Annotated in this window: 23 protein-coding genes, 2 pseudogenes and 1 riboswitch; of the genes and pseudogenes, 12 read left to right on the forward strand and 13 right to left on the reverse strand. The window is 32.1% G+C overall.

Annotated elements, in window-relative coordinates:
- Positions 1-367: 367 nt before the first annotated feature.
- Positions 368-1,666 carry a lipoteichoic acid stability factor AuxA gene (gene auxA / locus LQ668_RS11405; protein WP_078356777.1) on the reverse strand — a complete coding sequence of 433 codons (1,299 nt, stop codon included), beginning with the start codon at positions 1,664-1,666 and terminating at the stop codon, positions 368-370.
- 147 nt (positions 1,667-1,813) lie between these two features.
- Here auxA and LQ668_RS12400 point away from each other — a divergent pair, with 147 nt between their 5' ends.
- The 4 genes from LQ668_RS12400 (at position 1,814) to LQ668_RS11420 (ending at position 5,035) form a co-directional block, all read left to right on the forward strand.
- A complete protein-coding gene (locus LQ668_RS12400) occupies positions 1,814-1,939 on the forward strand; it encodes a hypothetical protein (RefSeq protein WP_256681898.1) in 126 nt (41 codons plus the stop codon).
- A gap of 125 nt (positions 1,940-2,064) precedes the next feature.
- Positions 2,065-2,168: riboswitch (TPP riboswitch) on the forward strand.
- 95 nt (positions 2,169-2,263) lie between these two features.
- Positions 2,264-2,839 carry an ECF transporter S component gene (locus LQ668_RS11410; protein WP_078356776.1) on the forward strand — a complete coding sequence of 192 codons (576 nt, stop codon included), beginning with the start codon at positions 2,264-2,266 and terminating at the stop codon, positions 2,837-2,839.
- An 11-nt stretch (positions 2,840-2,850) separates the two neighbouring features.
- Positions 2,851-4,254, forward strand: coding sequence for an ABC transporter ATP-binding protein (locus LQ668_RS11415; RefSeq protein WP_239700550.1), 1,404 nt, complete (start codon positions 2,851-2,853; stop codon positions 4,252-4,254).
- A complete protein-coding gene (locus LQ668_RS11420; protein ID WP_078356774.1) occupies positions 4,244-5,035 on the forward strand; it encodes an energy-coupling factor transporter transmembrane component T family protein in 792 nt (263 codons plus the stop codon). The genes LQ668_RS11415 and LQ668_RS11420 overlap by 11 nt, the downstream gene beginning before the upstream one ends.
- Before the next feature lie 420 nt (positions 5,036-5,455).
- On the opposite strand, the gene purD is transcribed toward LQ668_RS11420, so the two are convergent.
- Genes purD through purE form a run of 11 tightly spaced genes read right to left on the reverse strand, consistent with a single transcriptional unit; the run spans position 5,456 to position 16,679 of the window.
- Positions 5,456-6,706 (reverse strand): phosphoribosylamine--glycine ligase, encoded by a 1,251-nt coding sequence (purD, locus tag LQ668_RS11425; protein ID WP_239700548.1) that lies wholly within the window; start codon positions 6,704-6,706, stop codon positions 5,456-5,458.
- Positions 6,707-6,715: 9 nt separating this feature from the next.
- Positions 6,716-8,194 (reverse strand): bifunctional phosphoribosylaminoimidazolecarboxamide formyltransferase/IMP cyclohydrolase, encoded by a 1,479-nt coding sequence (purH, locus tag LQ668_RS11430; protein ID WP_078356772.1) that lies wholly within the window; start codon positions 8,192-8,194, stop codon positions 6,716-6,718.
- Between the two features lie 15 nt (positions 8,195-8,209).
- Positions 8,210-8,776, reverse strand: coding sequence for a phosphoribosylglycinamide formyltransferase (gene purN, locus LQ668_RS11435; protein WP_078356771.1), 567 nt, complete (start codon positions 8,774-8,776; stop codon positions 8,210-8,212).
- Entirely contained in the window at positions 8,773-9,807 is a 1,035-nt protein-coding gene (purM, locus tag LQ668_RS11440) for a phosphoribosylformylglycinamidine cyclo-ligase (RefSeq protein ID WP_239700546.1), read from the reverse strand. Before purM ends, purN begins: the two co-directional genes overlap by 4 nt.
- Complete coding sequence (gene purF / locus LQ668_RS11445) at positions 9,791-11,287, reverse strand: amidophosphoribosyltransferase (RefSeq protein WP_239700535.1); 1,497 nt, start codon at positions 11,285-11,287, stop codon at positions 9,791-9,793. The genes purM and purF overlap by 17 nt, the downstream gene beginning before the upstream one ends.
- On the reverse strand, positions 11,266-13,455 hold the full coding sequence (gene purL, locus LQ668_RS11450) for a phosphoribosylformylglycinamidine synthase subunit PurL (protein ID WP_078356768.1): 2,190 nt from the start codon (positions 13,453-13,455) through the stop codon (positions 11,266-11,268). Before purL ends, purF begins: the two co-directional genes overlap by 22 nt.
- Complete coding sequence (purQ, locus tag LQ668_RS11455) at positions 13,448-14,119, reverse strand: phosphoribosylformylglycinamidine synthase subunit PurQ (protein WP_078356767.1); 672 nt, start codon at positions 14,117-14,119, stop codon at positions 13,448-13,450. The genes purL and purQ overlap by 8 nt, the downstream gene beginning before the upstream one ends.
- Entirely contained in the window at positions 14,119-14,379 is a 261-nt protein-coding gene (gene purS, locus LQ668_RS11460) for a phosphoribosylformylglycinamidine synthase subunit PurS (protein WP_078356766.1), read from the reverse strand. Before purS ends, purQ begins: the two co-directional genes overlap by 1 nt.
- Positions 14,380-15,081, reverse strand: coding sequence for a phosphoribosylaminoimidazolesuccinocarboxamide synthase (gene purC / locus LQ668_RS11465; protein WP_078356765.1), 702 nt, complete (start codon positions 15,079-15,081; stop codon positions 14,380-14,382).
- Position 15,082: 1 nt separating this feature from the next.
- Entirely contained in the window at positions 15,083-16,210 is a 1,128-nt protein-coding gene (gene purK / locus LQ668_RS11470) for a 5-(carboxyamino)imidazole ribonucleotide synthase (RefSeq protein WP_107509838.1), read from the reverse strand.
- The gene (gene purE / locus LQ668_RS11475; protein ID WP_078356763.1) at positions 16,197-16,679 is read right to left on the reverse strand and encodes a 5-(carboxyamino)imidazole ribonucleotide mutase; all 483 of its coding nucleotides are present in this window, start codon (positions 16,677-16,679) and stop codon (positions 16,197-16,199) included. The genes purK and purE overlap by 14 nt, the downstream gene beginning before the upstream one ends.
- Positions 16,680-16,887: 208 nt before the next feature.
- Here purE and folD point away from each other — a divergent pair, with 208 nt between their 5' ends.
- A complete protein-coding gene (gene folD, locus LQ668_RS11480; protein WP_078356762.1) occupies positions 16,888-17,745 on the forward strand; it encodes a bifunctional methylenetetrahydrofolate dehydrogenase/methenyltetrahydrofolate cyclohydrolase FolD in 858 nt (285 codons plus the stop codon).
- A 129-nt stretch (positions 17,746-17,874) separates the two neighbouring features.
- On the opposite strand, the gene LQ668_RS11485 is transcribed toward folD, so the two are convergent.
- Entirely contained in the window at positions 17,875-19,032 is a 1,158-nt protein-coding gene (locus LQ668_RS11485) for a globin domain-containing protein (protein WP_239700517.1), read from the reverse strand.
- 184 nt (positions 19,033-19,216) lie between these two features.
- On the opposite strand from LQ668_RS11485, the gene LQ668_RS11490 reads away from it, so the two are divergent.
- The 7 genes and pseudogenes from LQ668_RS11490 to qoxD all read left to right on the forward strand — a co-directional run bounded on the left by LQ668_RS11490 (position 19,217) and on the right by qoxD (position 25,017).
- Positions 19,217-19,648, forward strand: a complete 432-nt coding sequence (locus LQ668_RS11490) for an RrF2 family transcriptional regulator (RefSeq protein ID WP_239700514.1) — start codon at positions 19,217-19,219, stop codon at positions 19,646-19,648.
- Between the two features lie 127 nt (positions 19,649-19,775).
- Positions 19,776-20,066 (forward strand): annotated as a pseudogene (locus LQ668_RS11495) (immunoglobulin-like domain-containing protein); the annotation flags it as partial.
- A gap of 180 nt (positions 20,067-20,246) precedes the next feature.
- Positions 20,247-20,672 (forward strand): annotated as a pseudogene (locus LQ668_RS11500) (immunoglobulin-like domain-containing protein); the annotation flags it as partial.
- Between the two features lie 344 nt (positions 20,673-21,016).
- Positions 21,017-22,132: a cytochrome aa3 quinol oxidase subunit II gene (gene qoxA / locus LQ668_RS11505; RefSeq protein ID WP_208144004.1), complete on the forward strand. Its 1,116-nt coding sequence runs from the start codon at positions 21,017-21,019 to the stop codon at positions 22,130-22,132.
- Entirely contained in the window at positions 22,132-24,126 is a 1,995-nt protein-coding gene (qoxB, locus tag LQ668_RS11510; protein ID WP_078356757.1) for a cytochrome aa3 quinol oxidase subunit I, read from the forward strand. The genes qoxA and qoxB overlap by 1 nt, the downstream gene beginning before the upstream one ends.
- Positions 24,119-24,727, forward strand: a complete 609-nt coding sequence (qoxC, locus tag LQ668_RS11515) for a cytochrome aa3 quinol oxidase subunit III (RefSeq protein WP_078356756.1) — start codon at positions 24,119-24,121, stop codon at positions 24,725-24,727. The genes qoxB and qoxC overlap by 8 nt, the downstream gene beginning before the upstream one ends.
- Entirely contained in the window at positions 24,724-25,017 is a 294-nt protein-coding gene (gene qoxD / locus LQ668_RS11520; protein WP_078356755.1) for a cytochrome aa3 quinol oxidase subunit IV, read from the forward strand. Before qoxC ends, qoxD begins: the two co-directional genes overlap by 4 nt.
- Positions 25,018-25,391: the final 374 nt, after the last annotated feature.

Below are 25,391 nucleotides of genomic sequence, written 5' to 3' on the forward strand. Positions count from 1 at the left end.
TAACAATGAAAGAATACATGCAGGATTAAATTATCAAACGCCAACCTCTTATAAACTTATGAATTCTGTCTAAGTTTTTGTTGACATACCACACTTCTCTCCAGTTTTGTCACTATAGCTGCCCTTGTTTACACTTCTCTTCAGTTTTGTCACTACAGCTGCCCTTGTTTACACTTCTCTTCAGTTTTGTCACTATAGCTATCCATATTTACACTTCTCTTCAGTTTTGTCACTACACCTATCCATATTTACTCTACTTACATGTTGTGTGAATAAAAAAGTCCTACAAAAATTATACTAATACTCTAAAACATAAAAAACCTGTCAACAAAGTTCGACTTTGTTGGCAGGTTTTGACTATATTTCTCTAGAAAGATTTTTTTAGATGAATTATAAATGCTGGTGTTACAAACAATAATAGTAAAAATGAAATTGGTGTTATGAATACTGAGAACTGTGATGTTTGAATTGCTGAGACAAAGAATGTCGTTGCAATTTCAAAGAACAGTGCTGATATAACGAATAGTTTCCCAAAATTATTTTTATTTTTATAGTTTGTCGTGTAATTAAAGTATGCATATAAAATGATAAGCAACAACATTATAAATAATGTTAACCATTCAAACACATATTGAGTTTGTGATAATTTCCATTCTCCTGATAAGAATAAGCCATTACGATTGTTAAACTCAATAAAAGTAAATAAGAATAAAATTGCTGTACAAATCCATTCTATATAACTTTTCTTTAACCATTTAGGTCTTCTCATCCATTTCGGAATATCATCATCTTCAATTTTTATAATTTCTTTCCATTTTTCACTACGTTTTTTTCTTTTAGCAATTGCTTCTTCAGAGTTAAACTTTTCTAAAGTTGTTTGCTTCAGGCTTTGTGATTTTTCATAAAAACTTTCAGATATGCTAAATATTTTACTTGTTAATAAATTATTATTTGCTCTTGAGTGTTTTTCATCATTAACCATTTCAATATCTTTATCACTTACTGGTAAAGATCTTCTTAAATATAAACTAATCCATACGGACATTTGACTAAAGCACCATAATAATACAAAGAATAAATTAACGCTCATTACATCGATAGGCTTTACATTTTCCGCATCAATGTTATGGTTCATTGCAAATTGAGAAATGAAATAACATATACCATAAGAAATGATAATCCATAAATAATGCTGTTTCCGTTTCATCGGATTAAGCTCATTTTTATAAACAACATATCCAATGTGAATACTGAATGGGATAATAAATAAGAATGATGCAAAACTATAAACTTGGAACATCGTCATCATCATGACAATCATTAATATTATCGTCAAGCCGATATAAAATATAGAAATGTCATAATCATAATTCGTTGTTCTTCTTAAAGTACGTCCAATCAGTAAAATAAATATACCAAATAGTAAAATTATTATTGCTGCTATTACAGGAAAACCACCAATATAATGGTGCAATATTCTAACCAACTCATCAAAAAAAGCTACAAAAAAGTCCCAAATATTTCTTATATGGATATCATTTGATTCCTTGATATTATAATCTTTAATACGTGGTGCATTAAATAATATAAGTAATCCGGTAATTAAAATGAATATTCCTATAATACGACTAAAATGAACTTCCCAGCTTTTTTTCTTTATAGACATGTTCTTCACCTCATTGAACATTATAATTGTTTCATTTTCAAATGTCTTTAATTAAATTGAAAATCAGTCCCAAGTAGTACATTAAGTTTAAAACTCATATGTTGTTGGGTATATAATAATATCATACATTTTAAAGGAGTGTTATTTATGACACATAACGATAAACATAAAGACGAAGCAGAAAAAGCTAAGAAACAAGAACAAGAAAATAAGAAAGACGATAAAAATGGACAAGACGAAACAAAAGATAATATTCAAGATACATTTGAATAAACAACTTTCGTAGTTCTAATAAATACCCTATGGAAACATTCTATCTTTTCATAGGGGGTTTTTTTGTTCATTATAGCCTATTGACAAAATGCATGATAAGACTTATCGTAGTGATAACAATTTAATAAATGCACTAGGGGTGTTTTAAACTGAGACAGACATGAGAAGGTCTGAACCCTTTGTACCTGATCTAGATGATACTAGCGTAGGAAAGTGTTCGTAAATCATATAATAATATTCATTTATAAATGATAACAATATTTTTGTGCGCTTCTATTTAGATATAGGAGTGCACATTTTTTTATAAAAAAGGAGATAATTAGCATGTCAAAGAGATTAACTTTATCTGATATTTTGGTCACAGTTTTAATTGGTGCTTTATTTGCAATCATTTATAAATTTTTATGGATTCCATATGAAATATTAAAACCTTTAGGATTACATTTAGAACAATCCGTATATGGTTTTTGGTTTATAGCAGCAATTATAGCGTATTTAATTATTCAAAAACCAGGTGTGGCTTTACTTGCAGAATTTGCTGCTGGTGCTGGCGAAACAATTGTAATGGGACAATTTGATATACCTACTTTTGTTTATGCATTACTTCAAGGTTTAGCTTGTGAAATTGTATTTTTAGTAGTTCGTTATAAATATAGAAAATTATCAGTTGCTATTGTTGCCGGAATGTTGGCAGGTATTATTACGTTACCGATTGATTGGTTTTATAATTATTTAAGTGATGTTGCATTATGGAATGTAATTTTGATGTTCACAATTAGAATTTTAAGTGGTGCTATTGTAGGCGGCGCTTTAGGATATGCAATTGTAAGAGCGCTTGATCAGACTGGCGTCACTAAACTATTTAGACCTGCATCTAAAAAAGACTATGACTTACTATAGGAGTTAACCAATTGTTATCACTAAAAAATTTAAGACTTAAATACCCAGACGATGAACGCATTATATTTAAAAATTTAGATATTCAAATTAATGATAAAGAGAAAGTACTGTTATTAGGACCAAGTGGTTCAGGAAAAAGTACATTACTAAATGTATTAAACGGCATTATACCTAGGTCATTGGATATTCCAATGAAACTTGATTCTATAACTATCGACACACTTCCAGGAGTTGTTTTTCAAGATCCTGATACACAATTTTGTATGCCTGAGATTAAAGAAGAATTAGCTTTCGTACTTGAAAATATGAATGTAGATCCAAAAGAGATGGATGGAATGATTAATGAAGCAATGAATAAAGTGAATTTAAATGCTGATGCCTCGTTAAAAATCAACCGTTTAAGTGGTGGTATGAAACAAAAATTAGCTATTGCTTCTATATTATTACAAAATTCTCAAACATTATTTCTAGATGAACCGACAGCTATGCTCGATCATCAGTCAACAACGCAACTTTGGGACTTAATAATGCAACATTGGAAAGATCAAACTGTTGTAATTGTAGAACATAAAGTTGATTATATTTGGAATTTTGTCGATAGAGTGATTGTTATGAATGAACAAGGACAAATCACACACGATAGTACTCCATCTGATATATTGGAAAATCATATAGATATTTTAAATCAGTATGGTGTATGGCATCCACTTTCTTGGAATTATGCACCTCAATTAAAAAATAAATCTTCCGCACAAGAAACTTTATTAAAAATTAAAGATTTAGATATTTTAAGAAGTAACAGAAAACTTTTTACAATAGATAACTTAACTATTAATAGTGGTGAATGGATTGGGCTTACAGGACAAAACGGTTCTGGTAAGACTTCATTCTTAGAAAGTATAATGCAACTTATAAAATATAATGGACAAGTTAAATATAAGAATAAACAATTAAAAAAAGTTAAAGATGCATCTAAACATATGTACTTTGTCTATCAAAACCCAGAATTGCAGTTTATAGAAATATCTGTCTTTAATGAAATATTTATCAATTTTGCTTTTCAAGACAAAGAAACCGCAATTGAAAAAACTAATGAAATGTTAAATCTTTTAAACTTGTATCATGTTAAAGACCAACATCCTTTTGAACTATCTATTGGCCAAAAGAAACGTTTAAGTGTAGCAACAGCATTAAGTACTAATTCAGAAATTATTTTATTAGACGAACCAACATTTGGTTTGGATAGTCATAATACTTTTGAACTTATCAAGTTATTTCATGAAAGAGTTCGCAAAGGACAAACTATATTAATGATCACGCATGAAAATGAAATAATAGAAAGATATGCTACAAGAACATTAGTCATTAACAATCATCAATTAGACGTTAACGGTGGTGAATCACATGTTAACTAATTGGAAAAAATATTCTACTTTTATAGATGATGTAAATATTTTAACCAAACTTTTATTAGGTATAGTATTATTTTTCTTTGCTATATTTATTCATGATTTTGATTTCATGATTTATTTAACCCTTATAATGTTTATTTATTTAATTATAATGAGTGGTGTTAAATGGTTACCCCTTCTCATTATAATTATGATTACATTATTCTTTGGATTTACTTCTTCTTTGTTTATGATTTTTTATGGTGAAGGAGATAATACTATATTTCAGTTAGGGATCATTCATATAACAAATGAGAGTTTACTAAGAGGTTTACATGTAACAATGCGTACACTCGTCATTTCATTTTATGGGATGGTCATTCCTTTTACTTCTCAAATTATTTTCGTATTTTACAGTTTCATGCAACATTTAAAGTTAAAACCTAAAATTGCTTATGCTTTTATGGCTTCAATTAGATTGATACCAATTATGTTTAGTTCATTTATGCAATTAAGACAAGCTTTAAAAATGAGGTATTCAGTTATAGACAAAAGTAATCGTAAAGGATTGAAATGGGTAAATCATTTGCTTATACCTACTTTAAGTCAAAGCATTAGAAAGTCTCATAGATTAGCTGTGGCAATGGAAGCGAAAGGATTTACGAATCAAAAAAGAACTTACTATTATAAAGTACCTATTACAATGAAAGATTTATATTTTGTTCTAATGACGATTTTGCTTGTAGTTGTTGCGTACTTATTAAGTATTTATATACCCATAACAAGCATTTCTGATATTAGATAACATTGCGTTATATTTGACCATACCTTTCCCAAAAGAATGAAGTATAACGCAATGTAAAAATGCTTAGGACATAAATCCTAACTCAAAATAAATAAGCATATCACTTAACCGATTTTTAAAGTTTACAGTGATATGCTTATTTTTTATATAGAAAAAAGGTAGCTCTATATGCAACTACAGACTGTGGTCAAACTGAACTTTAATTAATATTTGGCATTTTTTAGCGCTGACTCCTGCGGGAAAAGCATGATTCGAAGACTACAGGCTGAGAACATGCCCGCGGAAAGCATGCGCATAAAAAAATGCCAACAAAGTCTATAGTTGCCACAATGATTTTCATAAAAAATAAGAGCAGAAATTCAATTTTAATAATGAATTTCTGCTCTTTTTAAATTTCTAAGACATTTATGTCCAAGTTATTTACTTATTAGCTTTTATAGCTTTATGTGCGATGTCTTTTCTATAAAACAACTGATTACTTTTAATTTTACTAACTTGGTTATAAGCATCTTGTTGAGCTGATTCTATATCATCACCCATACCGATAGCTATCATAACTCGACCACCATTGTTCTCATATTGCCCTTTGTCATTCTTTTTCAAAGCACTAACAAAATATTGATTTAAGTCTTCAAGTCCTTCAACTAAATGACCTTTGTCATAGGATCCTGGATAACCTTTAGAGGCAAGTACAACACCCACTATACTTTCATCTTTCCACTCAAGCGTGATAGGTTCTTTTTTATAAACTTTTTCTAAAATTTCTATAAAATCAGAGTCCAATCTAGTTAGGAGTACTTGTGCTTCTGGATCACCAAATCTTGCATTAAATTCTATTACTTTTGGACCATCTTCAGTCAATATAGCACCTATATAGATTAATCCGAAATAGTTGATTCCTTCGCTTACTAAAGCGTCTGCAATAGGTTGTGCTATTTTTTCGTTAGTTTCTTTTAAGATGTCGTCAGATATATGAGGAACTGGGCAATATGCTCCCATACCACCTGTATTTGGGCCTATGTCACCATCATATGCACGTTTATGATCTTGAGCGATACAATCGAATGGAACTGCAAACTCATTATTCACAAACGTCATAACTGAATATTCTTCACCATCAAGAAATTCTTCAAAAACAACTTTTTCATTTTGAGTTTGATATAAAGTCTCAACACCTTCTCTAGCCTCATCACGTGTTAATGCAACAATTACCCCTTTTCCAGCAGCTAATCCATCTTTTTTAAGCACTATTGGAATTTTACATTGTTCAACATATTTTTTTGCTTTATCTTTATCCGTAATAGTTTGATATTCAGCGGTTGGAATATTATATTTTTCCATGATTTTTTTTGCAAATTCTTTTGAACCTTCTAATTGAGCAGCTTGTTTATTAGGTCCAAACACTTTAGCATTGGTCTGTTCTAATTCATCTGTTAACCCATCAATTAATGGTTGTTCTGGTCCAATAATTACCCATTCAATTTCATGCTTTACAACAAAATCTCTAATTAATTTATGATCTGTTTCATCTATATCTGAAACTATTGTAGCTACTTCAGTCATCGCATCGTTTCCTGGAATAACAAATACTTTATCAACTAACTCTGAAGTACTACATTTTTTAGCTAATACATGCTCTCTTCCACCCGATCCTATAACAAGTACTTTCATATTGACCTCCTAATGTTTAAAGTGTCTCATACCAGTAAATACCATACTGATTCCATATTTATTAGCCATATCAATTGAATCTTGGTCTTTAATTGAGCCTCCAGGTTGAATGATTGTCTTAATTCCAGCTTTTGCAGCTGTTTCAACTGAATCTCCCATTGGGAAAAATCCATCAGACGCTAAAGCAACATTGTCATTCATTTCGATTGCTCTATCAATTGCTATTTTTGCAGAACCTACTCTATTCATTTGACCCGCTCCTACACCGACAGTTTGGTGGTCGTTTGCAAGTACAATTGCATTACTTTTTACTGAACGTACAACTTTCCATGATAATTCTAAAGCTTTCCATTGCGCTTCTGTAGGTTCAACATCAGTTACAACTTTCATCTCATCTCTAGATATAACAGCATTGTCTTTATCTTGTACTAAGTAACCGCCAGATACAGAAACAAATTCTTGTTCATCTTTTGTTTCTGTCATATTAATTTCTAACAATCTAATATTTTTCTTTTTAGTCAATACTTCCAAAGCTTCTTTTTCAAAGCTTGGTGCAATTACAACTTCTAAGAAAATTGAATGTAATAATTCCGCTAGTTTTTTAGTAACTGGTCTGTTTAATGCAACAATTCCACCGAATATAGATTGAGAATCCGCTTCATATGCGTAATCATAAGCTTCTTCGATTGTTTCTCCTACACCTACTCCACATGGATTCATGTGTTTAACAGCTACTGCAGCTGGTTGTTCGAATTTTTTAATAAGTGATAAAGTTGCATCAGCATCTTTAATATTGTTAAAGCTTAATGCTTTACCGTGTAATTGTTTAGCACCAGCTAATGTGTTTGTTTCGTTTGACGTTTTTACAAATGTCGCACTTTGTTGAGGATTCTCACCATATCTTAATTGTTCAGATTCATTTGCGAAAAACTCAACAATTGTTTTGTCATAATCATTTGTATGTTTAAATACTTTAACCATTAAAGATTTGCGATATGTTTCATCAAGTTTATTATTTTCAATACGATCAATGACTTCGTTATAATCTTCCGGGTCAACTACTGTAGTTACAAATTTAAAGTTCTTTGCAGCAGCTCTTAACATTGTTGGTCCGCCAATATCTATGTTTTCAATCGCTTCATCTTCGGTGACATTGTCTTTTTTGATTGTTTCTTTAAATGGATATAAGTTTACAACAACTAGATCAATTAAATCGATATCTTGTTCTTTCAATGCTGATAAATGTTCAGGTATAGAACGATTTGCAAGAATCCCACCATGTACACCTGGATGTAAAGTTTTTACTCTTCCATCCATTATTTCAGGAAAATGTGTTAAATCAGAAACGGAATAAACTTCAACTTTCGCATCTTCTAGTGCTTTTTTAGTGCCACCTGTTGAATATATTTTATAACCATTTTCTATAAGTTTACTTGCAAATTCCACTATATTTGTTTTATCTGAAACACTTAATATTGCATTCTTCATTTTGTAAAGACTCCTTTATTGAATGATTTCTTTTATGACACGTGGGTATAATTCGTATTCCAAGTTTTGTATTCTTAATTGCAATGTTTCTCTTGTATCGTCTGGATATACAGAACAACTTAATTGATCAATTATTTTACCAGTATCCATACCACTATCAACATAATGTACAGTTGCACCTGTGACACGCACACCATAATCAAGTGCTTGTCCAACAGCATCTTTACCAGGAAAACTCGGTAAAATAGAAGGATGAATATTCAACATTTTACCTTCATATTGTTTCAATAGTGTTGGTCCTACAATTCTCATATAACCTGCTAAAATAACCCAGCTCACTCTATCTTGTGATAATTTCGTTAACAGTGCTTCTTCATATTCTTTTTTATCGTCATAAGTTTTTGGATCAATAATATATACTGGTAAATTAAACCGTCTTGCTCTTTCAATACAAAAAGCATTCGGATTATCTGTATATAAAGCAGTAACCTCAATATGGTTTAAATATCCTGCTTCAATGTTTTCCATAATTTTTTCGAAGTTTGAACCATTTCCTGAAGCAAATACTGCAATTTTAATCATGATTGAACCCCCGATATATTGACCTCTCCAGTTCCATTTGTAATTCCACCAATAACGAAAGCTTCTTCATTATGTTGTTTTAAAATATTCAATGTTTCTTCTTGGTCTTCTTTATTAACAATTAGAACAAATCCAATACCCATATTAAATACATTATACATTTCTGAAGCTTCAATATTTCCTTGATTTTTTAGCCACTCAAATATTTGAGGTACTTTATATGTACTAACATCTATTTCAGCATCTTTATCATTTGGAATAGCTCTAGGAATATTCTCTATGAAACCTCCACCAGTAATATGCGACATACCCTTCACTTTCACTTTATCTAATACTGAAAGTACTGGTTTAACGTATAGTTTAGTTGGTTCAAGAAACGCTTCTAAGTATGTTCTATTTTCATCAAATTGATCATTTAAATTGATTTTACTTTCTTTAATTAAATTTCTTACAAGACTATATCCATTAGAATGTATACCACTAGATGTTATTCCGATTATAATGTCACCATCATCAACATTACTTCCATCGATGTAATCATCTTTTTCAACCGCTCCAACACAAAAACCAGCAATATCATATTCACCTTGATGATACATTTCACCCATTTCTGCAGTCTCTCCACCAATTAACGCACAATTAGTTTCTTTACAACCTACAGACACTCCAGATACGATTGCTTCAATTGTTTCTGGTTCTACTTTATTTGTTGCAATATAATCAAGAAAATATAAAGGTTCAGCACCAGTCGTCAATATATCATTAACACACATCGCCACTGCATCAATACCTATCGTGTCGTGTTTATTATAATCAATAGCCAATTTCAGTTTAGTGCCTACACCATCAGTACCCGATACTAAAACGGGTTTCTTCATATTTAATTGAGACAAATCAAATGCTGCACCAAATCCACCTAATCCACCTAGTACTTCTTTTCTCATCGTACTTTGTACATGAGACTTCATTCTATTTACCGCTTCATAGCCCGCTTCTATATCTACACCAGATGCTTTATATGCTTTCGACATTAAGATTACCCTCTTTATCAAAGTATTGTTTGTTATTTTCTAGATAAGCCTTTTGACGTGGACTTAAATTTTCATAATATCTCTCTTCATAATCATATAGCCCTGCAGGATAGTCTCCTGTAAAACTTTCAACACAAAGACCATGATATGGAACATCTTTATCTAAACCTATTGAATGAATTAACCCATCAACAGATAAATATGATAATGAATCTGCACCAATATAATCTCTAATTTCCTCAGGTGATTTATTAGCAGATATTAATTCTGAAGACGTCGAAACATCAATCCCATAAAAACTAGGAAACATAAATTCAGGTGAAGCAATGCGAACATGTATTTCATTTGCTCCAGCATCCTTTAACATCTTCACAATTCTCTTACTTGTAGTACCTCTAACAATTGAATCATCAACAAGCACAATATTTTTTCCATGTACGATATCTTTTACAGCTGATAATTTAACACGGACACCTTGTTCACGTAATTCTTGAGTTGGTTGGATAAATGTTCTAGCTACATATTGATTTTTAACTAGACCCATTTCATAAGGTAAGTGGCTTTCTTCTGCAAATCCAGATGCTGCTGAAAGAGATGAATTAGGAACACCAATAACCATATCTGCATTAGCAACAGGACTTTCTTGAGCTAGTTTTTTACCTGACTCTTTACGAACAGCATGTACGTTTTTACCTGCTATTGTAGAATCTGGTCTAGCAAAATAAATATATTCCATAGCTGAAATTGCAGTTGTTGTGTCTTTTGTATAAGACTCAACTCTTATACCATCATCATTAATGACAATAAATTCCCCAGCATGAATATCTCTAATAAACTCTGCGCCAAGAACATCGATTGCACATGTTTCACTTGCAATAATATAAGCACCAGTTTTCATTCTACCTACTGCTAAAGGTCTTATAGCATTTGGATCTACTGCTCCATAAAGTGCATCTTTAGTTAATAATGCGAACGTAAATCCACCTTTTATAATGTTTAAACTTTCTTTTAGTGCTTCTTCAAAAGTAGGTGCTTTACTTCTTCTAATAAGATGCATAATGACTTCTGTATCCGATGAAGAATGAAAAATTGCGCCTTCCTTTTCTAACTCAATACGTAAACTTTGGGCATTGACCAAATTCCCATTATGACAAACTCCTACACTCATATCATAAAAGTGATATAAAAAAGGTTGAATATTTTCAATACCTTTATTTCCTGATGTCGCATATCTTACATGACCAATCGCATGTTGATTACCTTTAAAAGTTTCTAATTGAACATCAGAAATCGCATCTGTTAGCAATCCTAAACCTCTTTCACCTTTAAGCTCCAGTCCATTTGAAGAAACAATTCCTGCGCCTTCTTGACCTCTATGTTGTAAACTGTGAAGTCCCATATAAGTTAATTGTGCAGATTCTGGATGATTCCAAATGCCAAACACACCACATTCTTCATTTAAACTCTTGATTTCATGCATTGCGTTATAGCTCCCTTCAACTGTTCATCCAAAGTAGATACATCATATTTAATTTGAGATGAATCATTCGTTAATGTAAATTGAGCATCGTTAGTTACTTTACCTATTTCAACCGCACCATCAATTTCTACTATTTGTTCTTCTTTAGCGATTAAAATGTATCGACCTTGTGTTTCACTAAATAACTGTGCATTTGAAACTGGTACATTTACATCTAATCCTAAATTAAAGTGTGTTGATATTTTTGCTAAACTAATAGCTATACCACCTTTTCCAATTGCTTGGACATGAGAAACCGTGCCTGCATTAATTGCTTCTTTAATTTGTTCGCCACGTTTAACTTCTGCATTTAAATCAATTGAGCTTGATTCATGGTTTACTTCTGTATATAATAATTTTTCGATTTGACTTCCACCGAAATCGTTATTAGTTTCTCCAACTATATATATGCGTTCATTAACTTTTGGCTCAAAATCATTTAAATAATTAACATCTTCAATTAATCCAACCATTCCAACTACTGGTGTTGGGAAAATTGAAGTTCCTTTCGTTTCATTATATAAAGAGACGTTTCCTGAAACGACTGGTGTATTTAAAGCTTCACATGCTTCAGCCATACCTCGTGTAGAATCTGTTAATTGTTGATAGATTTCTTTCTTTTCTGGAGAACCATAATTTAAACAATCTGTCATCGCTAAAGGTTTTGCACCTACAGAAATAAGATTTCTGTATGCTTCTGCTACAACCATTTTTCCGCCTTCATATGGATTGTTATAAACATATCTTGCTTCTCCATCAATTGTTGACGCAATTGCTTTATTTGTACCTTCTACTCTTACAACACCAGCGCTAATACCTGGTTTAATGATAGTATTTGCTCCAACTTGCTGATCATATTGGTCATAAGCATAATGCTTAGATGCAATCGTTGGATGGTTAATAAGTTTAGTAAACACATCTTCAACATCAATATGATCATATTGATTTGCATCTTTATGGTGTTCTTTAGCTTCTCCTTCTAAAATATATACTGGCGCTTCATCAGCTAAAGGTTCAACTGGAATATCAGCATAAACTTCGTCCTCATAAGATAATACAAATCTATTAGTATCCGTTACTTCTCCAATTACAGCTGAATCTAATTCATGATGTTCAAACAAATCTAAGAATTTTTGTTCAGTTCCTTTTTCAACTACTAAGAGCATACGTTCTTGTGTTTCAGATAGCATCATTTCGTAAGGAGATATGCCCTCTTCTCGTGTTGGTACTTTTTCTAAATGTAAATGAATACCACTTTCACCTTTAGCTGCCATTTCTGAAGATGATGAAGTTAAACCTGCAGCTCCCATATCTTGAATTCCAACTAATTCTGGATATGTTATCGCTTCTAAAGTTGCTTCCATTAATTTTTTACCTACGAAAGGATCACCTATTTGGACAGATGGTCTTTTGCTTTCAGATGCTTCACTTAATTCTTCTGATGCAAATGTTGCTCCATGTATACCATCTCTGCCAGTTTTTAATCCAACATATATAACAGGATTGCCTATTCCTTTAGCAGTACCTTTTTGGATTTTATCGTGTTCGATAATACCGACACACATCGCGTTTACAAGTGGATTACCATCGTAACGACCATCAAATTCAATTTCACCAGCTACTGTTGGAATACCGATACAGTTTCCGTATCCACCCACACCTTTTACTACACCACTAAACAGTCTACGATTCGTCTTACTTGATAATTCGCCAAATCTCAAACTATTTAATAATGAAATTGGTCTCGCACCGATAGATACGATGTCACGAATTATACCTCCGACACCAGTGGCTGCACCTTGATAAGGTTCAATTGCTGAAGGATGATTATGTGATTCTACTTTGAACACTACCGCTTGATTGTCACCAATATCAACAACACCAGCACCTTCACCTGGTCCCATCAATACATGTTCTCCAGAAGTCGGGAATTGTTTTAAGAATGGCTTAGAATGTTTATAAGAACAATGCTCGCTCCACATAACAGAAAAGATTCCAATCTCTGTGAAATTAGGTTTTCTACCTAATATAGTTATCACTTTTTGATATTCTTCATCTGTTAGGCCCATATCTTTATATAAATATTCTTTTTCAATTTCTTCTATACTTGGTTCTAAAAACTTAGACATGTTGTTCCCTCCAACTTTCGATCATAGATTGAAATAATTTGACACCGCTATCTGATCCAAGTAATGTTTCCATTGCACGTTCTGGGTGTGGCATCATACCACAAACATTACCTTCCTTATTTATTATGCCCGCAATATCTTTATATGAGCCGTTTGGATTGTCATTATAAGTTAATATAATTTGGTTATTTTCTACAAGTTCATTATAAACATCATCAGTACAATAATAATGACCCTCACCATGAGCAACAGGATAAACAACTGTTTCATCTTTTTTATATAGGTTCGTAAATTTAGTTTCATTATTTACAATTGTTAAATGCTCATTTCTACTAACAAATAAATGACTATCGTTATGTAGTAAGGCACCAGGTAATAGCCCAACTTCAGTTAAGATTTGAAATCCATTACAAACACCTAGTACAGGTTTACCTTCACTAGCAAGTCTTTTTACTTCATTAATAATTGGAGCAACACGAGCCATCGCACCAGATCTCAAATAATCACCAAATGAAAATCCACCAGGTATTAAGACCCCATCAAATCCTTCAAGAGTTGTTTCTCTATAATCTACATATGCTGCATCAACACCGGAACGCTTAGCAGCATTAAACATATCACGATCGCAATTAGATCCTGGAAATACTAATACAGCTAATTTCATTACGCGTTCTCCTTATCTTCTAGAATTTTAAAGCTATATTCTTCGATTACAGTATTGGCAAATAGTTTTTCACTTAATGTATTTACAACATTTTTGATTGTATTTTCATCTGTTTCATCGACAGTCATATAAATAACTTTACCTACTCTAATATCATTCACTTGCTCATATCCTAAATCATGCACAGCTCTATTTAATGCTTGTCCTTGTGTGTCTAATACTTGTCCTTGTAATGTGATATGCAATTCAATCTTCTTCATTTATAGTTCCTCCAATTTTTTATAAAAAGTTTCATAAGTATCGATTAATGATCCCGTATCTTCTCTATATACATCTTTATCAAAGTTTTCTTTTGTTTCTTTATCCCAAATTCTACAAGTGTCTGGGGATATTTCATCAGCTAATAAAATTTGACCATCTTTTGTAATGCCAAATTCGATTTTATAATCGACCAATATTAAATTCATCTCATTCATTACTTTACTTAACACTTCATTAACTTTTAAAGCTTCATCTTTAATAGTAGAAAGTTGTTCTGTCGATGCGATATTAAGCAAAGCGACATGATCATCTGTGATAAGAGGATCATTTAACTCATCCTTCTTATAAAATAATTCTAATAATGGTTGTTTAAATGTATGACCTTTTTCAAATCCTAACCTTTTACAAATGGATCCAGCAGCTACGTTACGAACTACTACTTCTAATGGAAAGATATCTACAGATTTAACAAGTTGTTCAGTATCTGATATTTGCTCTATAAAGTGACTTGATACACCTTTTTGTTTCAATATTCCAAAAATTTTAGAAGTAATTAGATTGTTTAATCTACCTTTACCAATCATTTCATCCTTTTTAGCACCATTACCTGCTGTGACTTCATCTTTATATTCAATTCTCAAAATGCCTTCTTGTTCTGTATTAAATACTCTTTTAGCTTTACCTTCATAAAGTAATGACATGTTACTTGTTCCGCCCTTCAAAAGTTTGATTAAATGTTAATTCATCCTTATCTAGATCAAGTGATAGCTTGGTAATGTGCCCCATTTTTCGATTAATTTTATTAATTTTCTTACCGTAAATGTGAACATGCCAATCTGGATGTTTATAAAATTCATTTTTTAAATTTGAGACATCTTGTCCTAATAAGTTCATCATAATGGCTGGTTGCAATAAATTAATTTTTTTCGGTAAATGCCAACCTGCAACTGCAAGTACATGTGTATCAAATTGGGAATAGTCACAAGCTTCAATAGAGTAATGCCCTGAGTTATGTGGTCTTGGTGCAATTTCATTAACATATAATTTCAAATCATTTGTTACAAAAAATTCCACAGTGAAAGTACCGATAAAGTGAACTTTAGTCATTATCTTCTTCACTTCATCTATAGCTTGTTCTTCAAGGTCTACACGAGCTGGAACAATTGTCTTATATAGTATTTGATCCCTATGTTCGTTTTCTTGTAGTGGAAAATAAACAGTTTGATCATAAATATCACGAGTTGCTGTTATGGATACTTCTTTATAAAGAGGGAGATATTTTTCAACTACGCATGGTGTATTGGCAATTAGATTTCTCGCTTCATCTAAATCATTATTAGAATGAATAACAAGTTGACCTTTTCCGTCATAACCACCAAAGCGCGTCTTGATAATAAAAGGGAAGCCTATTGTTTCAATCGCTTTATTCAAGTCTTGAGCGTGATTAACCTCTAAAAACGGTACAATGTTTACATTAGCGCTTTCTAATGTTTGTTTTTCAGTTAATCTATCTTGTAATAAAGCAACAGTTTCACTTCCTTGAGGAATATTATAATTATTGGAAAGTGTTTTTAATTGTTGTGCATCTATATTTTCAAATTCATAAGTTACTACTTTCGAGATTTCACCTAATTGATTAAGTGCGTCTTCATTTGAATAATCCGCATTTATAAATTCATGAGCGACAAATTGTGCAGGACAATTCTCATCAGGATCAAGTATTGCTACTTTAAATCCTATTCTTTGTGCAGATTGTGCCATCATTTTACCTAATTGTCCGCCACCCACAATACCTATCATGTCACCAGTTTCGAGGTTATAATAAGTCATTTTGCATTTCCTCCACTTTATCGACTAAACTTTTTTCATAATTCACTAATTGTTTTCTAACATCTTCATCCGTCATACCAATCATTCTTGCTGCTAATATTCCAGCATTTTTAGAACCTGCTTTACCAATAGCTGTAGTTGCAACAGGTATTCCACCTGGCATTTGTACTATAGATAATAATGAGTCCATGCCTTTTAAACTTTTCGATTCAATTGGTACACCTATAACCGGAACTGTTGTTAACGACGCTACCATTCCTGGTAAATGTGCAGCTCCTCCTGCTCCAGCGATAATAATATCGATGTTTTGACTAGTAGCATTTTTAGCAAAATCAACCATTTCTAATGGTGTTCTATGCGCAGATACAACCTTTTTTTCATATTGAATGCTAAAGTAATCCAGCATGTCACATGCTTCTTTCATAATTGGCCAATCTGAAGAACTACCCATTATTACTGCCACTTTCATGTAGGTCACCCTTTCAAATAGTTGAAATATTTAACTTTTATTGTGTATATTACAGATATAGCATAACAATTGATAATGCTATTTTCAATGGAAAAACGAACATTTTCTATATTTTTTATAAAAATTATTGATTTATGTTCGTATTAAAGGGATAATTTGTATTGTAAACATCATTAAAGTTCGATTTATTATTTAGGAGGCAATTTTCATGGTAGCTAAGATATTAGACGGTAGAGAAATAGCGAAGGCGTATAGAGCAGATCTTCAAAGTGAAGTAGAAAAATTAAAAAAGCATAACATCGTACCAAAATTATCTGTAATATTAGTAGGTAATGACGGTGCTAGTAAAAGCTATGTTAATTCGAAAAAGAAAGCAGCCGAAAAGATTGGTATGATATCTGAGATCATACACATGGATGAATCATCAACAGAAGAAGAAGTGTTAAACGAGCTAGACAGATTAAATAATGATGATTCTGTGAGTGGAATTTTAGTGCAAGTACCACTACCTAAACAAGTTTCAGAATCTAAAGTATTAGAAGCAATTAACCCTGAAAAAGATGTAGATGGTTTTAACCCAATTAATATTGGTAGGTTATACACTGGTGAACGTACATTTGTTCCATGTACTCCATTAGGAATTATGGAAATTTTAAAACATGCAGAAATAGATTTAAAAGGTAAAAACGTAGCTGTAATTGGTAGAAGTCATATCGTAGGTCAACCTGTTAGTAAATTATTAACTGATCAAGACGCAACAGTTACGTTGTTACATTCTAAATCAACGAATACTGAAGAAGTATTAAAACAATCTGATGTAATCGTTAGTGCAGTAGGAAATGTACATCTCGTAACTAAAGATTTAGTTAAACCAGGAGCAGTCATTATTGATGTAGGTAACACACCAGATGATGACGGTAAACTTAAAGGTGATGTAGATTTCGAAGCCGTTAAAGAAGTAGCTGGCGCAATTACACCTGTACCTGGTGGCGTTGGTCCCCTTACAATTACTATGGTGTTAAATAATACATTACTAGCTGAAAAATGGAAAAACGGAATAGAATAAAAAAATATATTAAAATAGGCTGGGACAATTAATTGTCCCAGCCTATTTTAATTTTATTGTCAGATATTTTTATCAGTCTTCGTGTTTATTTCAGATTTTTCCTGAATCACACGATATACTTCATAAAATTTATACGTTTGTAATACTCATTTTTGGACCGAATGGTTCGAAATGTACATCTGATTGATCGATGTTTAATTTGCTTAACTCATCAAAAATTGTATCCATAAATGTTATACCACCACATAAATAAATATCTACATCTTTATCGATCCATGCTTTTAGTTCGTCACTTGTTAAGTAACCATCTCTTTCTTTTAAGTGATAAGTTACTTTAACATTATTATTCATTGCATTTAATGCAGCAATTTCGTCTTTGAAAGGCACATCTTTTTCTGATTCGTTAATGTGTACGAAATGAACTTCTTTGCCTTTATATCCTTCATCTTCTAACATAGCTAACATTGGTGTAACGCCTGCTCCTGAAGATAATAGTAATATTTTTTTGTCATCTGCTGATTCTACTTTGAAATCACCTGCTGGAGCTGAAATTTCTATTGTATCTCCAACTGAGTAGCTATTGTGTAGGTCGTGTGATACTAGTCCTTTTTTCTCACCGAATCCTTCTTTTTTAACTGCAAATCTAATTTTGCCATCATTTTTAACAGAATAAATTGAATAATGTCTTAACGCTAAATTCTCGTCATTTGTAGGTTTAATACGAACAGTAATATATTGACCAGCTACTAAATCTGGTACTTTAATATTCTCTTCTGGTTCTACTTCAAATGATTTCATTGAAGTACCTTGGTCTTCAATATTAGTAATTTTAAATGATTTAAAATCTTCCCAAGCTGCTTGTTCATACATTGCTTTTTCCATTTGAATGAATACGCCAGCTATTTCACCATATGCTTCTTCCCAGGCATTTATAATATCATCTGTTGCTGCATCACCTAGTACTTCTTTAATTGCTTTTAAAAGAAATTCTCCAACTATAGGATAATGTTCTTCTTTTACTTGTAATGCACGATGTTTATGTGCGATTTGATTCACATTAGGTACGATTGCTTCTAAATGATCAATATGTTTAGCTGCTGCTAATACTGTTTGTGCTAATGCTGTTTGTTGTTTACCTTGTTTTTGATTTGATTTATTAAATATGTTTAATAATTCTGGGTGTGCTTCAAACATTCTTTCATAAAATACTTTTGTAATTTCATTTCCGTGTTCTTCTAACACAGGTACTGTTTGTTTGACGATTTCTTTAGTTTGTTCTGATAACATCAGAATCCCCCTCTAAAAGATATATTTTAAATACATCTTTAATTGTAAAAAATTTCACAATGTTTTTCAACAAATTTTGCAATAGTTTACAAAATTGTCACTTATCCATAAAACATAAATTGAATCATTGTTTTTTACATACAATATTAAGTATAATTAATATATTAAAAGGAGGCTGAACTTTATGAAGCTCACCCAATATACGGACTATTCGTTGCGCGTGCTTATGTATCTTGCTCAACAGAATAAACAATCTCAAATAGAAGAGATTGCGAATTTTTATGGGATTTCTAAAAACCATTTAACTAAAGTAGTTCATCAACTCGTAAAATTAGGCTATTTAAAATCTATAAGAGGAAGAAATGGCGGAATTATTCTCAACAAGTCACCTCGAGATATAAATATCGGGAAACTTGTGCGTTTAACAGAAGATCACTTTGAATTAGTAGAATGCTTTAATATGGAAACTAATACTTGCCCTATCGCATTAAATTGTGGATTACAAGGTGCACTTAATCATGCTTTAAATGAATATCTTCTTACTTTAGATAAATATTATTTAAGTGATATTATCCCCAAAAATACTCTAAAAGAAACACTTTATACTCCTGGATAATTGAAATCGGTCTAAAGGTCGATGTAAATGTGACAACATTGCGATAATATTTTAAATAATAAGGAATTGATGCACGAGTCGTGTTATTCTTTTCTTATAGTTTACAACAAAGGAGTACATAATTATGATGAATAAAATATTACAATCATTAACAGTTCTTGGTGTATCAGCATCATTAGTTACACCTTCTTTAACTGCAAGTGCTACTAGCAATAGTCTGCCACAAATTAAAGGTGTTGAAGGAGACGTTGTTGAAAAAGGTAGCGATTATGATTCATTAAAGGGAATTAAAGCATATGATAAAGAAGACGGTGACTTAACTAACAAGATTAAAGTTACTGGTGATGTAGATACTTCTAAATTAGGCAAATACAAAGTACAGTATAAAGTTACGGATTCTGATGGTGGATATCGAACTAAATGGCATTATGTTTATGTAGTAAAAGAAGGTTCTTTAAATGGAACAAAAGATAAAGCGACTGATGATAAAGACAAATCTAAAGCTGAAGTAGCTTCTAATAAAAAGACTTCAACTAGAAATTTAGATGACAATATGCCTCTTATTACGGTACCTACTAAAGACTTAGTATACCAAGGTGATCACTTTGACCCAATGAAAGGTGTTAAAGGTGTAGATAAAAAAGATGGCGACATAACTGATAAAGTTTCAGTTAAAGGTGATATTGACACTTCAAAAACTGGCTTACAATATATAACTTATCATGTTAAAGATTCTGATGGTTATTACTACACATATAAACGCGGAGTTTACGTAAACGATGCTGAATTAGCACCTAATCCAGAAATGTCAGGTGTCAAAGATACTACAGTTAAAAAAGGTGAAGATTTCGACCTTTTAAAAGATGTAAAAGCTAAAGACAAATCAGGAAAAGATTTAACTTCAGACATAGTAACGAGTGGCGAAGTAAATACTAATAAACCTGGTGAATATAAAGTTGGATATGCAGTGTCAGATTCTGATGGTCATATCACTGCTCAAGGAAGAACAATTACAGTGAAATAAAATAAAACGCTCAATCCGAAAATTAACGGATTGAGCGTTTTATTTTTATTAGCAAAATTATCATACATAATTGAAGTTTTATTACATTTTAATTTTTCATAATATGCTGAAAAATCAATGTTTTTATTAATTTTTGATTGTTTTTATAGATTTAAAAACCTTTTTAAAATGTACACAAAAATTTAACATTTAGGTAAAATCCCGTCATATCAAAGGTTTTTTTATACTTTTCGAAATTATAACGCTTACACTCCGTTTGATAGCCTTGTAAATATGTACAAATCCTTTAAAATTGAGGTCTAGCCATATATATAGGTATATAGAAAATTTGGGAGGTAAAAAACGTGGCAAAGTTAAAGTCAATACTTCTCATGTCAACATTAGGTATTTTACTTAGTGGTTGTTCAAATTTAGAAGTATTAAACCCCAAAGGCCCGATGGCAGAAGATTCTCGTTTCTTAATTATCTTTTCAATTATAATGATGGTCTTCATAGTCATATTGGTCTCAGTTTTGTTTTTAATATTTATTATAAAATATAGAAAAACAAAAAACGAATCAACTGGTACAATGCACCACAACTTCATCTTAGAAGCAGTATGGTTTATAATTCCTGTTATCATACTTGTGATACTGGCTGTACCAACAATTAAATCTCTTTATTCTTATGAAGAACCACCTAAATCTGATGAAGATCCAGTAGTTATTTATGCTACAAGTGCTGGTTATAAATGGTTCTTTAGTTATCCAGATGAAAAGGTTGAAACAGTCAATCATGTAACTATTCCAGAAGGTCGCCCAGTTTTATTCAAACTGCAATCTATGGATATGATGACAAGTTTCTGGATTCCACAATTAGGTGGACAGAAATATGCCATGACAAGCATGACAATGGATTGGACATTGCAAGCTAATGAAACTGGTTCATTTAAAGGAAGAAACTCAAACTTTAATGGTGAAGGTTTCTCAAGACAAACATTTAACGTAAATTCAGTAAGTTCAGAAGACTACGATAAATGGGTTTCAAAATCTCAAAAACGTAAAACAATTGATCAAGATACATTCGATCACCAACTTTTACCTACAACTCAGAATCAGGAACTTACTTATAGCGGTACACATTTAGCATATGTTGATCCGGCTTCAGATCCGGAATATATCTTCCATGCATTTAAACGTTTCCGTTATGAACCAAAAGATCCAAACTTCTATGACGAAAGTGAAGGCGTAACTGATAAGCCGGTATTACCTGCTCGTAAAGTAACTGTTACTAACCCTAACTATGAACGTCATGGAATGAAACCTATGATTCTTCCAAATAATGAAAAATATGATAGTGACTTCAAGAAAGACGAAAAACATCATATGGACGAAATGGAAAAAATCCAAGAAGATGCTAAATCTGATGATGAAAAGAAAGATGAGCAATCTTCAAATAAAAACCATGGAGGTGACAAGTAATGAATTTTCCATGGAATGAATTTATCGTACAAAGCGACTGGATGATTACAATGGCGCAAGTCATGCTTGTATTAACAGGTATCTGCGTCGTTGGTGGATTAACTTATTATAAAAAATGGAAATGGTTATATACTGAATGGTTAACTTCAGTCGACCATAAAAAAATCGGTGTAATGTATATTCTTTCTGCAATCATTATGTTCTTCCGTGGTGGTGTAGATGCTCTTCTTATCCGCCTACAATTAATGACACCAGATAATACATTACTAGAATCTCAGCACTATAATGAAATCTTTACAACACATGGTGTTATCATGATTATCTTCATGGCTATGCCGTTCTTAATTGGTTTAATGAACGTTGTTGTACCATTACAATTAGGTGCTCGAGATGTTGCATTCCCAATGTTAAATAACTTAAGTTTCTGGTTATTTGCTGCCGGAATGGGATTATTTAATATTTCATTCGTACTTGGTGGTGCTCCAGCTGCTGGTTGGACAAACTATGCTCCACTTGCAACTGATTTCAGTCCAGGTACTGGCATCAATTATTATTTAATTGCAATACAAATTGCTGGTATTGGTACGTTAATGACTGGTATTAACTTCTTTGTTACTATCTTAAAATTACGTACTAAATCTATGAAATTTATGCAAATTCCGATGTTCTCAATGACAACATTAATTACATCATTATTAATCATCTTAGCCTTCCCTATTTTAACTGTCGCTCTTGCATTAATGACTTTCGACCGTTTAATGGGAACAAGCTTCTTTGAAGTAGCTAATGGTGGTATGCCAATGCTATGGGCTAACTTCTTCTGGGTTTGGGGTCACCCTGAAGTATATATACTTGTATTACCAGCATTCGGTATTTATTCAGAAATTATCCCAACATTTGCTAGAAAACGTTTATTCGGACATCAAAGTATGGTCTGGGCAACAAGTGGTATTGCATTCTTAAGTTTCTTAGTTTGGGTTCACCATTTCTTCACAATGGGTAATGGTGCATTAGTAAACTCATTCTTCTCAATAACTACAATGTTAATCGCAGTACCAACCGGTGTTAAAATATTCAACTGGCTATTCACCTTGTATAAAGGACGAATTTCCTTTGAATCACCAATGCTATTCTCATTAGCATTCATTCCTAACTTTACATTAGGTGGTGTTACAGGTGTCATGCTTGCTATGGCAGCTGCAGACTATCAGTACCACAATACGTATTTCTTAGTGGCACATTTCCACTACGTAATTATTGCTGGTGTTGTATTCGCATGTTTCGCAGGTTTAATTTTCTGGTATCCAAAAATGTTTGGTTACAAATTAAATGAAAAAATCAATCAATGGTTATTCTGGACATTTACTCTAGGATTTAACTTATGTTTCTTACCACAATTCTTACTTGGCTTAGATGGTATGCCACGTCGTTTATACAAATACACGCAATCAGATGGATGGTTCTCATTAAACTTCATCTCAACAATTGGTGCATTCTTGATGGGTATAGGATTCTTAGCGTTAGTTTGGAACGTAGTATATAGTTACGGTAAAGCTAAACGTGAAGCAAATGGTGACAACTGGAACGGTTTAGGTAGAACATTAGAATGGGCTACTGCTTCAGCAATGCCACCACATTACAACTTTGCAATCACACCAAAATGGTATGATACTGAAACATTTGTAGAAATGAAGCAAAATGGTAAACACTATCTTGATGATCATGACTATAAAGATATTCATATGCCAAATAATACACACGTTGGTTTCTGGATGGCAGTATGTTTCCTATTCGGAGGTTTCTTCTTAGTATTTGAAACGTATATTCCCGCAATTATCTTTGGTATAGGCGTATTAGCATGTATGGTATTTAGAAGTTTCGAAAAAGACTACGGTTACCATATTCATGCTGAAGAATTAGAAGAAAATGAAGCAAAATTACGTGAATTGCGCAAACAAGAATTACAGGAAAAGGAGGACAATAAAGATGAGTAATGAACAACATAAAACAATTGATACTGTTAATGAAACAGGCCAATTAAACAAACTCGGATTTTGGGTCTTTCTTACTGCAGAAGTTGCGTTATTCGGTACTTTATTTGCAACATTTTTAGTATTACAAAAAAGTGGTTCTTACGGTGGTTTTACTACACCAGAACTATTTGAATTACCATTAGTAATGATAATGACATTCCTTTTATTAGTAAGTAGTTACACTTGTGGTATCGGTGTACATTACATGCGTAAAGAAAATGTCAAAATGATGATGGTATGGATGATCATCACATTATTACTTGGTGCAGGATTCGTTGGATTTGAAGTATACGAATTCACACATTATGTTCATGAAGGTGTTACACCACAATTAGCATCATTCTGGTCTGGATTCTTTATACTTTTAGGAACACATGGTCTTCATGTTACTTTAGGTGTATTCTGGATAACAGGCGTATTAATTCAAATTGCTACACGTGGATTAAACGAACATAATGCACCAAAAGTATTTATCGGAAGCTTATATTGGCATTTCCTTGATGTTGTATGGATCTTTATCTTTACACTAGTTTATCTTGTAGGGATGGTGAGTGGATCATGAATAAAACAGTCGTTACGCATACAGTCGGTTTAATATTTTCAATTTTACTTACGTTGTTAGCTGTTTATGTTATGTTATACACTGGCATGTCACTACAAGTAAGAACTTCAATTATTATAGGATTTGCATTTATACAAGCATTAGTTCAATTATTAATGTTCATGCATTTAACAGAAGGACCAGATGGACGTGCAACAGCCTTCAAAGTACTATTCGCAGTAATTATTACTTTATTAGTAGTAATCGGTACTTATTGGGTTATGGTTGGCGGACATAGTTCCCATATGTAATACCTATATATTAAAAGTCACTCTGAATAGAGTGGCTTTTTTAATTTTGTTTTTATGTGGGAATATTGGGGGGGGGCTTGCTTACACTTCTTTTTAGTTATGTGAATATGGGTGTCCTTAGTTACACTTCTCTCCACTTGTGTGAATATGGGTGCCCTTAGTTACACTTCTCTCCACTTGTGTGAATATAGATGCCCTTGCTTACACTTCTTTCAACTTGTGTGAATATGGGTGCCCTTAGTTACACTTCTTTCAACTTGTGTGAATATGGGTGCCCTTGCTTACACTGGTATGTCAACAAAAACTTAGACAGAATTCATAAGTTTATAAGAGGTTGGCGTTTGATAATTTAATCCTGCATGTATTCTTTCATT

The organism is Mammaliicoccus sp. K-M42 (genome assembly GCF_022386375.1).
GTDB lineage: Bacteria > Bacillota > Bacilli > Staphylococcales > Staphylococcaceae > Mammaliicoccus > Mammaliicoccus fleurettii.

Coding starts and splice junctions, on each gene's coding strand:
- purL (WP_078356768.1), bottom strand. CDS start 13,455: ATGTCTAAGTTTTTAGAACCAAGTATAGAAGAAATTGAAAAAGAATAT.
- purE (WP_078356763.1), bottom strand. CDS start 16,679: ATGAAAGTGGCAGTAATAATGGGTAGTTCTTCAGATTGGCCAATTATG.
- LQ668_RS11490 (WP_239700514.1), top strand. CDS start 19,217: ATGAAGCTCACCCAATATACGGACTATTCGTTGCGCGTGCTTATGTAT.
- purC (WP_078356765.1), bottom strand. CDS start 15,081: ATGTCATTACTTTATGAAGGTAAAGCTAAAAGAGTATTTAATACAGAA.
- purS (WP_078356766.1), bottom strand. CDS start 14,379: ATGAAGAAGATTGAATTGCATATCACATTACAAGGACAAGTATTAGAC.
- LQ668_RS12400 (WP_256681898.1), top strand. CDS start 1,814: ATGACACATAACGATAAACATAAAGACGAAGCAGAAAAAGCTAAGAAA.
- auxA (WP_078356777.1), bottom strand. CDS start 1,666: ATGTCTATAAAGAAAAAAAGCTGGGAAGTTCATTTTAGTCGTATTATA.
- purM (WP_239700546.1), bottom strand. CDS start 9,807: ATGTCGAAAGCATATAAAGCATCTGGTGTAGATATAGAAGCGGGCTAT.
- folD (WP_078356762.1), top strand. CDS start 16,888: ATGGTAGCTAAGATATTAGACGGTAGAGAAATAGCGAAGGCGTATAGA.
- purF (WP_239700535.1), bottom strand. CDS start 11,287: ATGCATGAAATCAAGAGTTTAAATGAAGAATGTGGTGTGTTTGGCATT.
- purN (WP_078356771.1), bottom strand. CDS start 8,776: ATGATTAAAATTGCAGTATTTGCTTCAGGAAATGGTTCAAACTTCGAA.
- purQ (WP_078356767.1), bottom strand. CDS start 14,119: ATGAAATTAGCTGTATTAGTATTTCCAGGATCTAATTGCGATCGTGAT.
- LQ668_RS11410 (WP_078356776.1), top strand. CDS start 2,264: ATGTCAAAGAGATTAACTTTATCTGATATTTTGGTCACAGTTTTAATT.
- qoxD (WP_078356755.1), top strand. CDS start 24,724: ATGAATAAAACAGTCGTTACGCATACAGTCGGTTTAATATTTTCAATT.
- purH (WP_078356772.1), bottom strand. CDS start 8,194: ATGAAGAATGCAATATTAAGTGTTTCAGATAAAACAAATATAGTGGAA.
- LQ668_RS11485 (WP_239700517.1), bottom strand. CDS start 19,032: ATGTTATCAGAACAAACTAAAGAAATCGTCAAACAAACAGTACCTGTG.
- qoxB (WP_078356757.1), top strand. CDS start 22,132: ATGAATTTTCCATGGAATGAATTTATCGTACAAAGCGACTGGATGATT.
- purK (WP_107509838.1), bottom strand. CDS start 16,210: ATGACTTATTATAACCTCGAAACTGGTGACATGATAGGTATTGTGGGT.
- qoxC (WP_078356756.1), top strand. CDS start 24,119: ATGAGTAATGAACAACATAAAACAATTGATACTGTTAATGAAACAGGC.
- purD (WP_239700548.1), bottom strand. CDS start 6,706: ATGAAAGTACTTGTTATAGGATCGGGTGGAAGAGAGCATGTATTAGCT.
- LQ668_RS11420 (WP_078356774.1), top strand. CDS start 4,244: ATGTTAACTAATTGGAAAAAATATTCTACTTTTATAGATGATGTAAAT.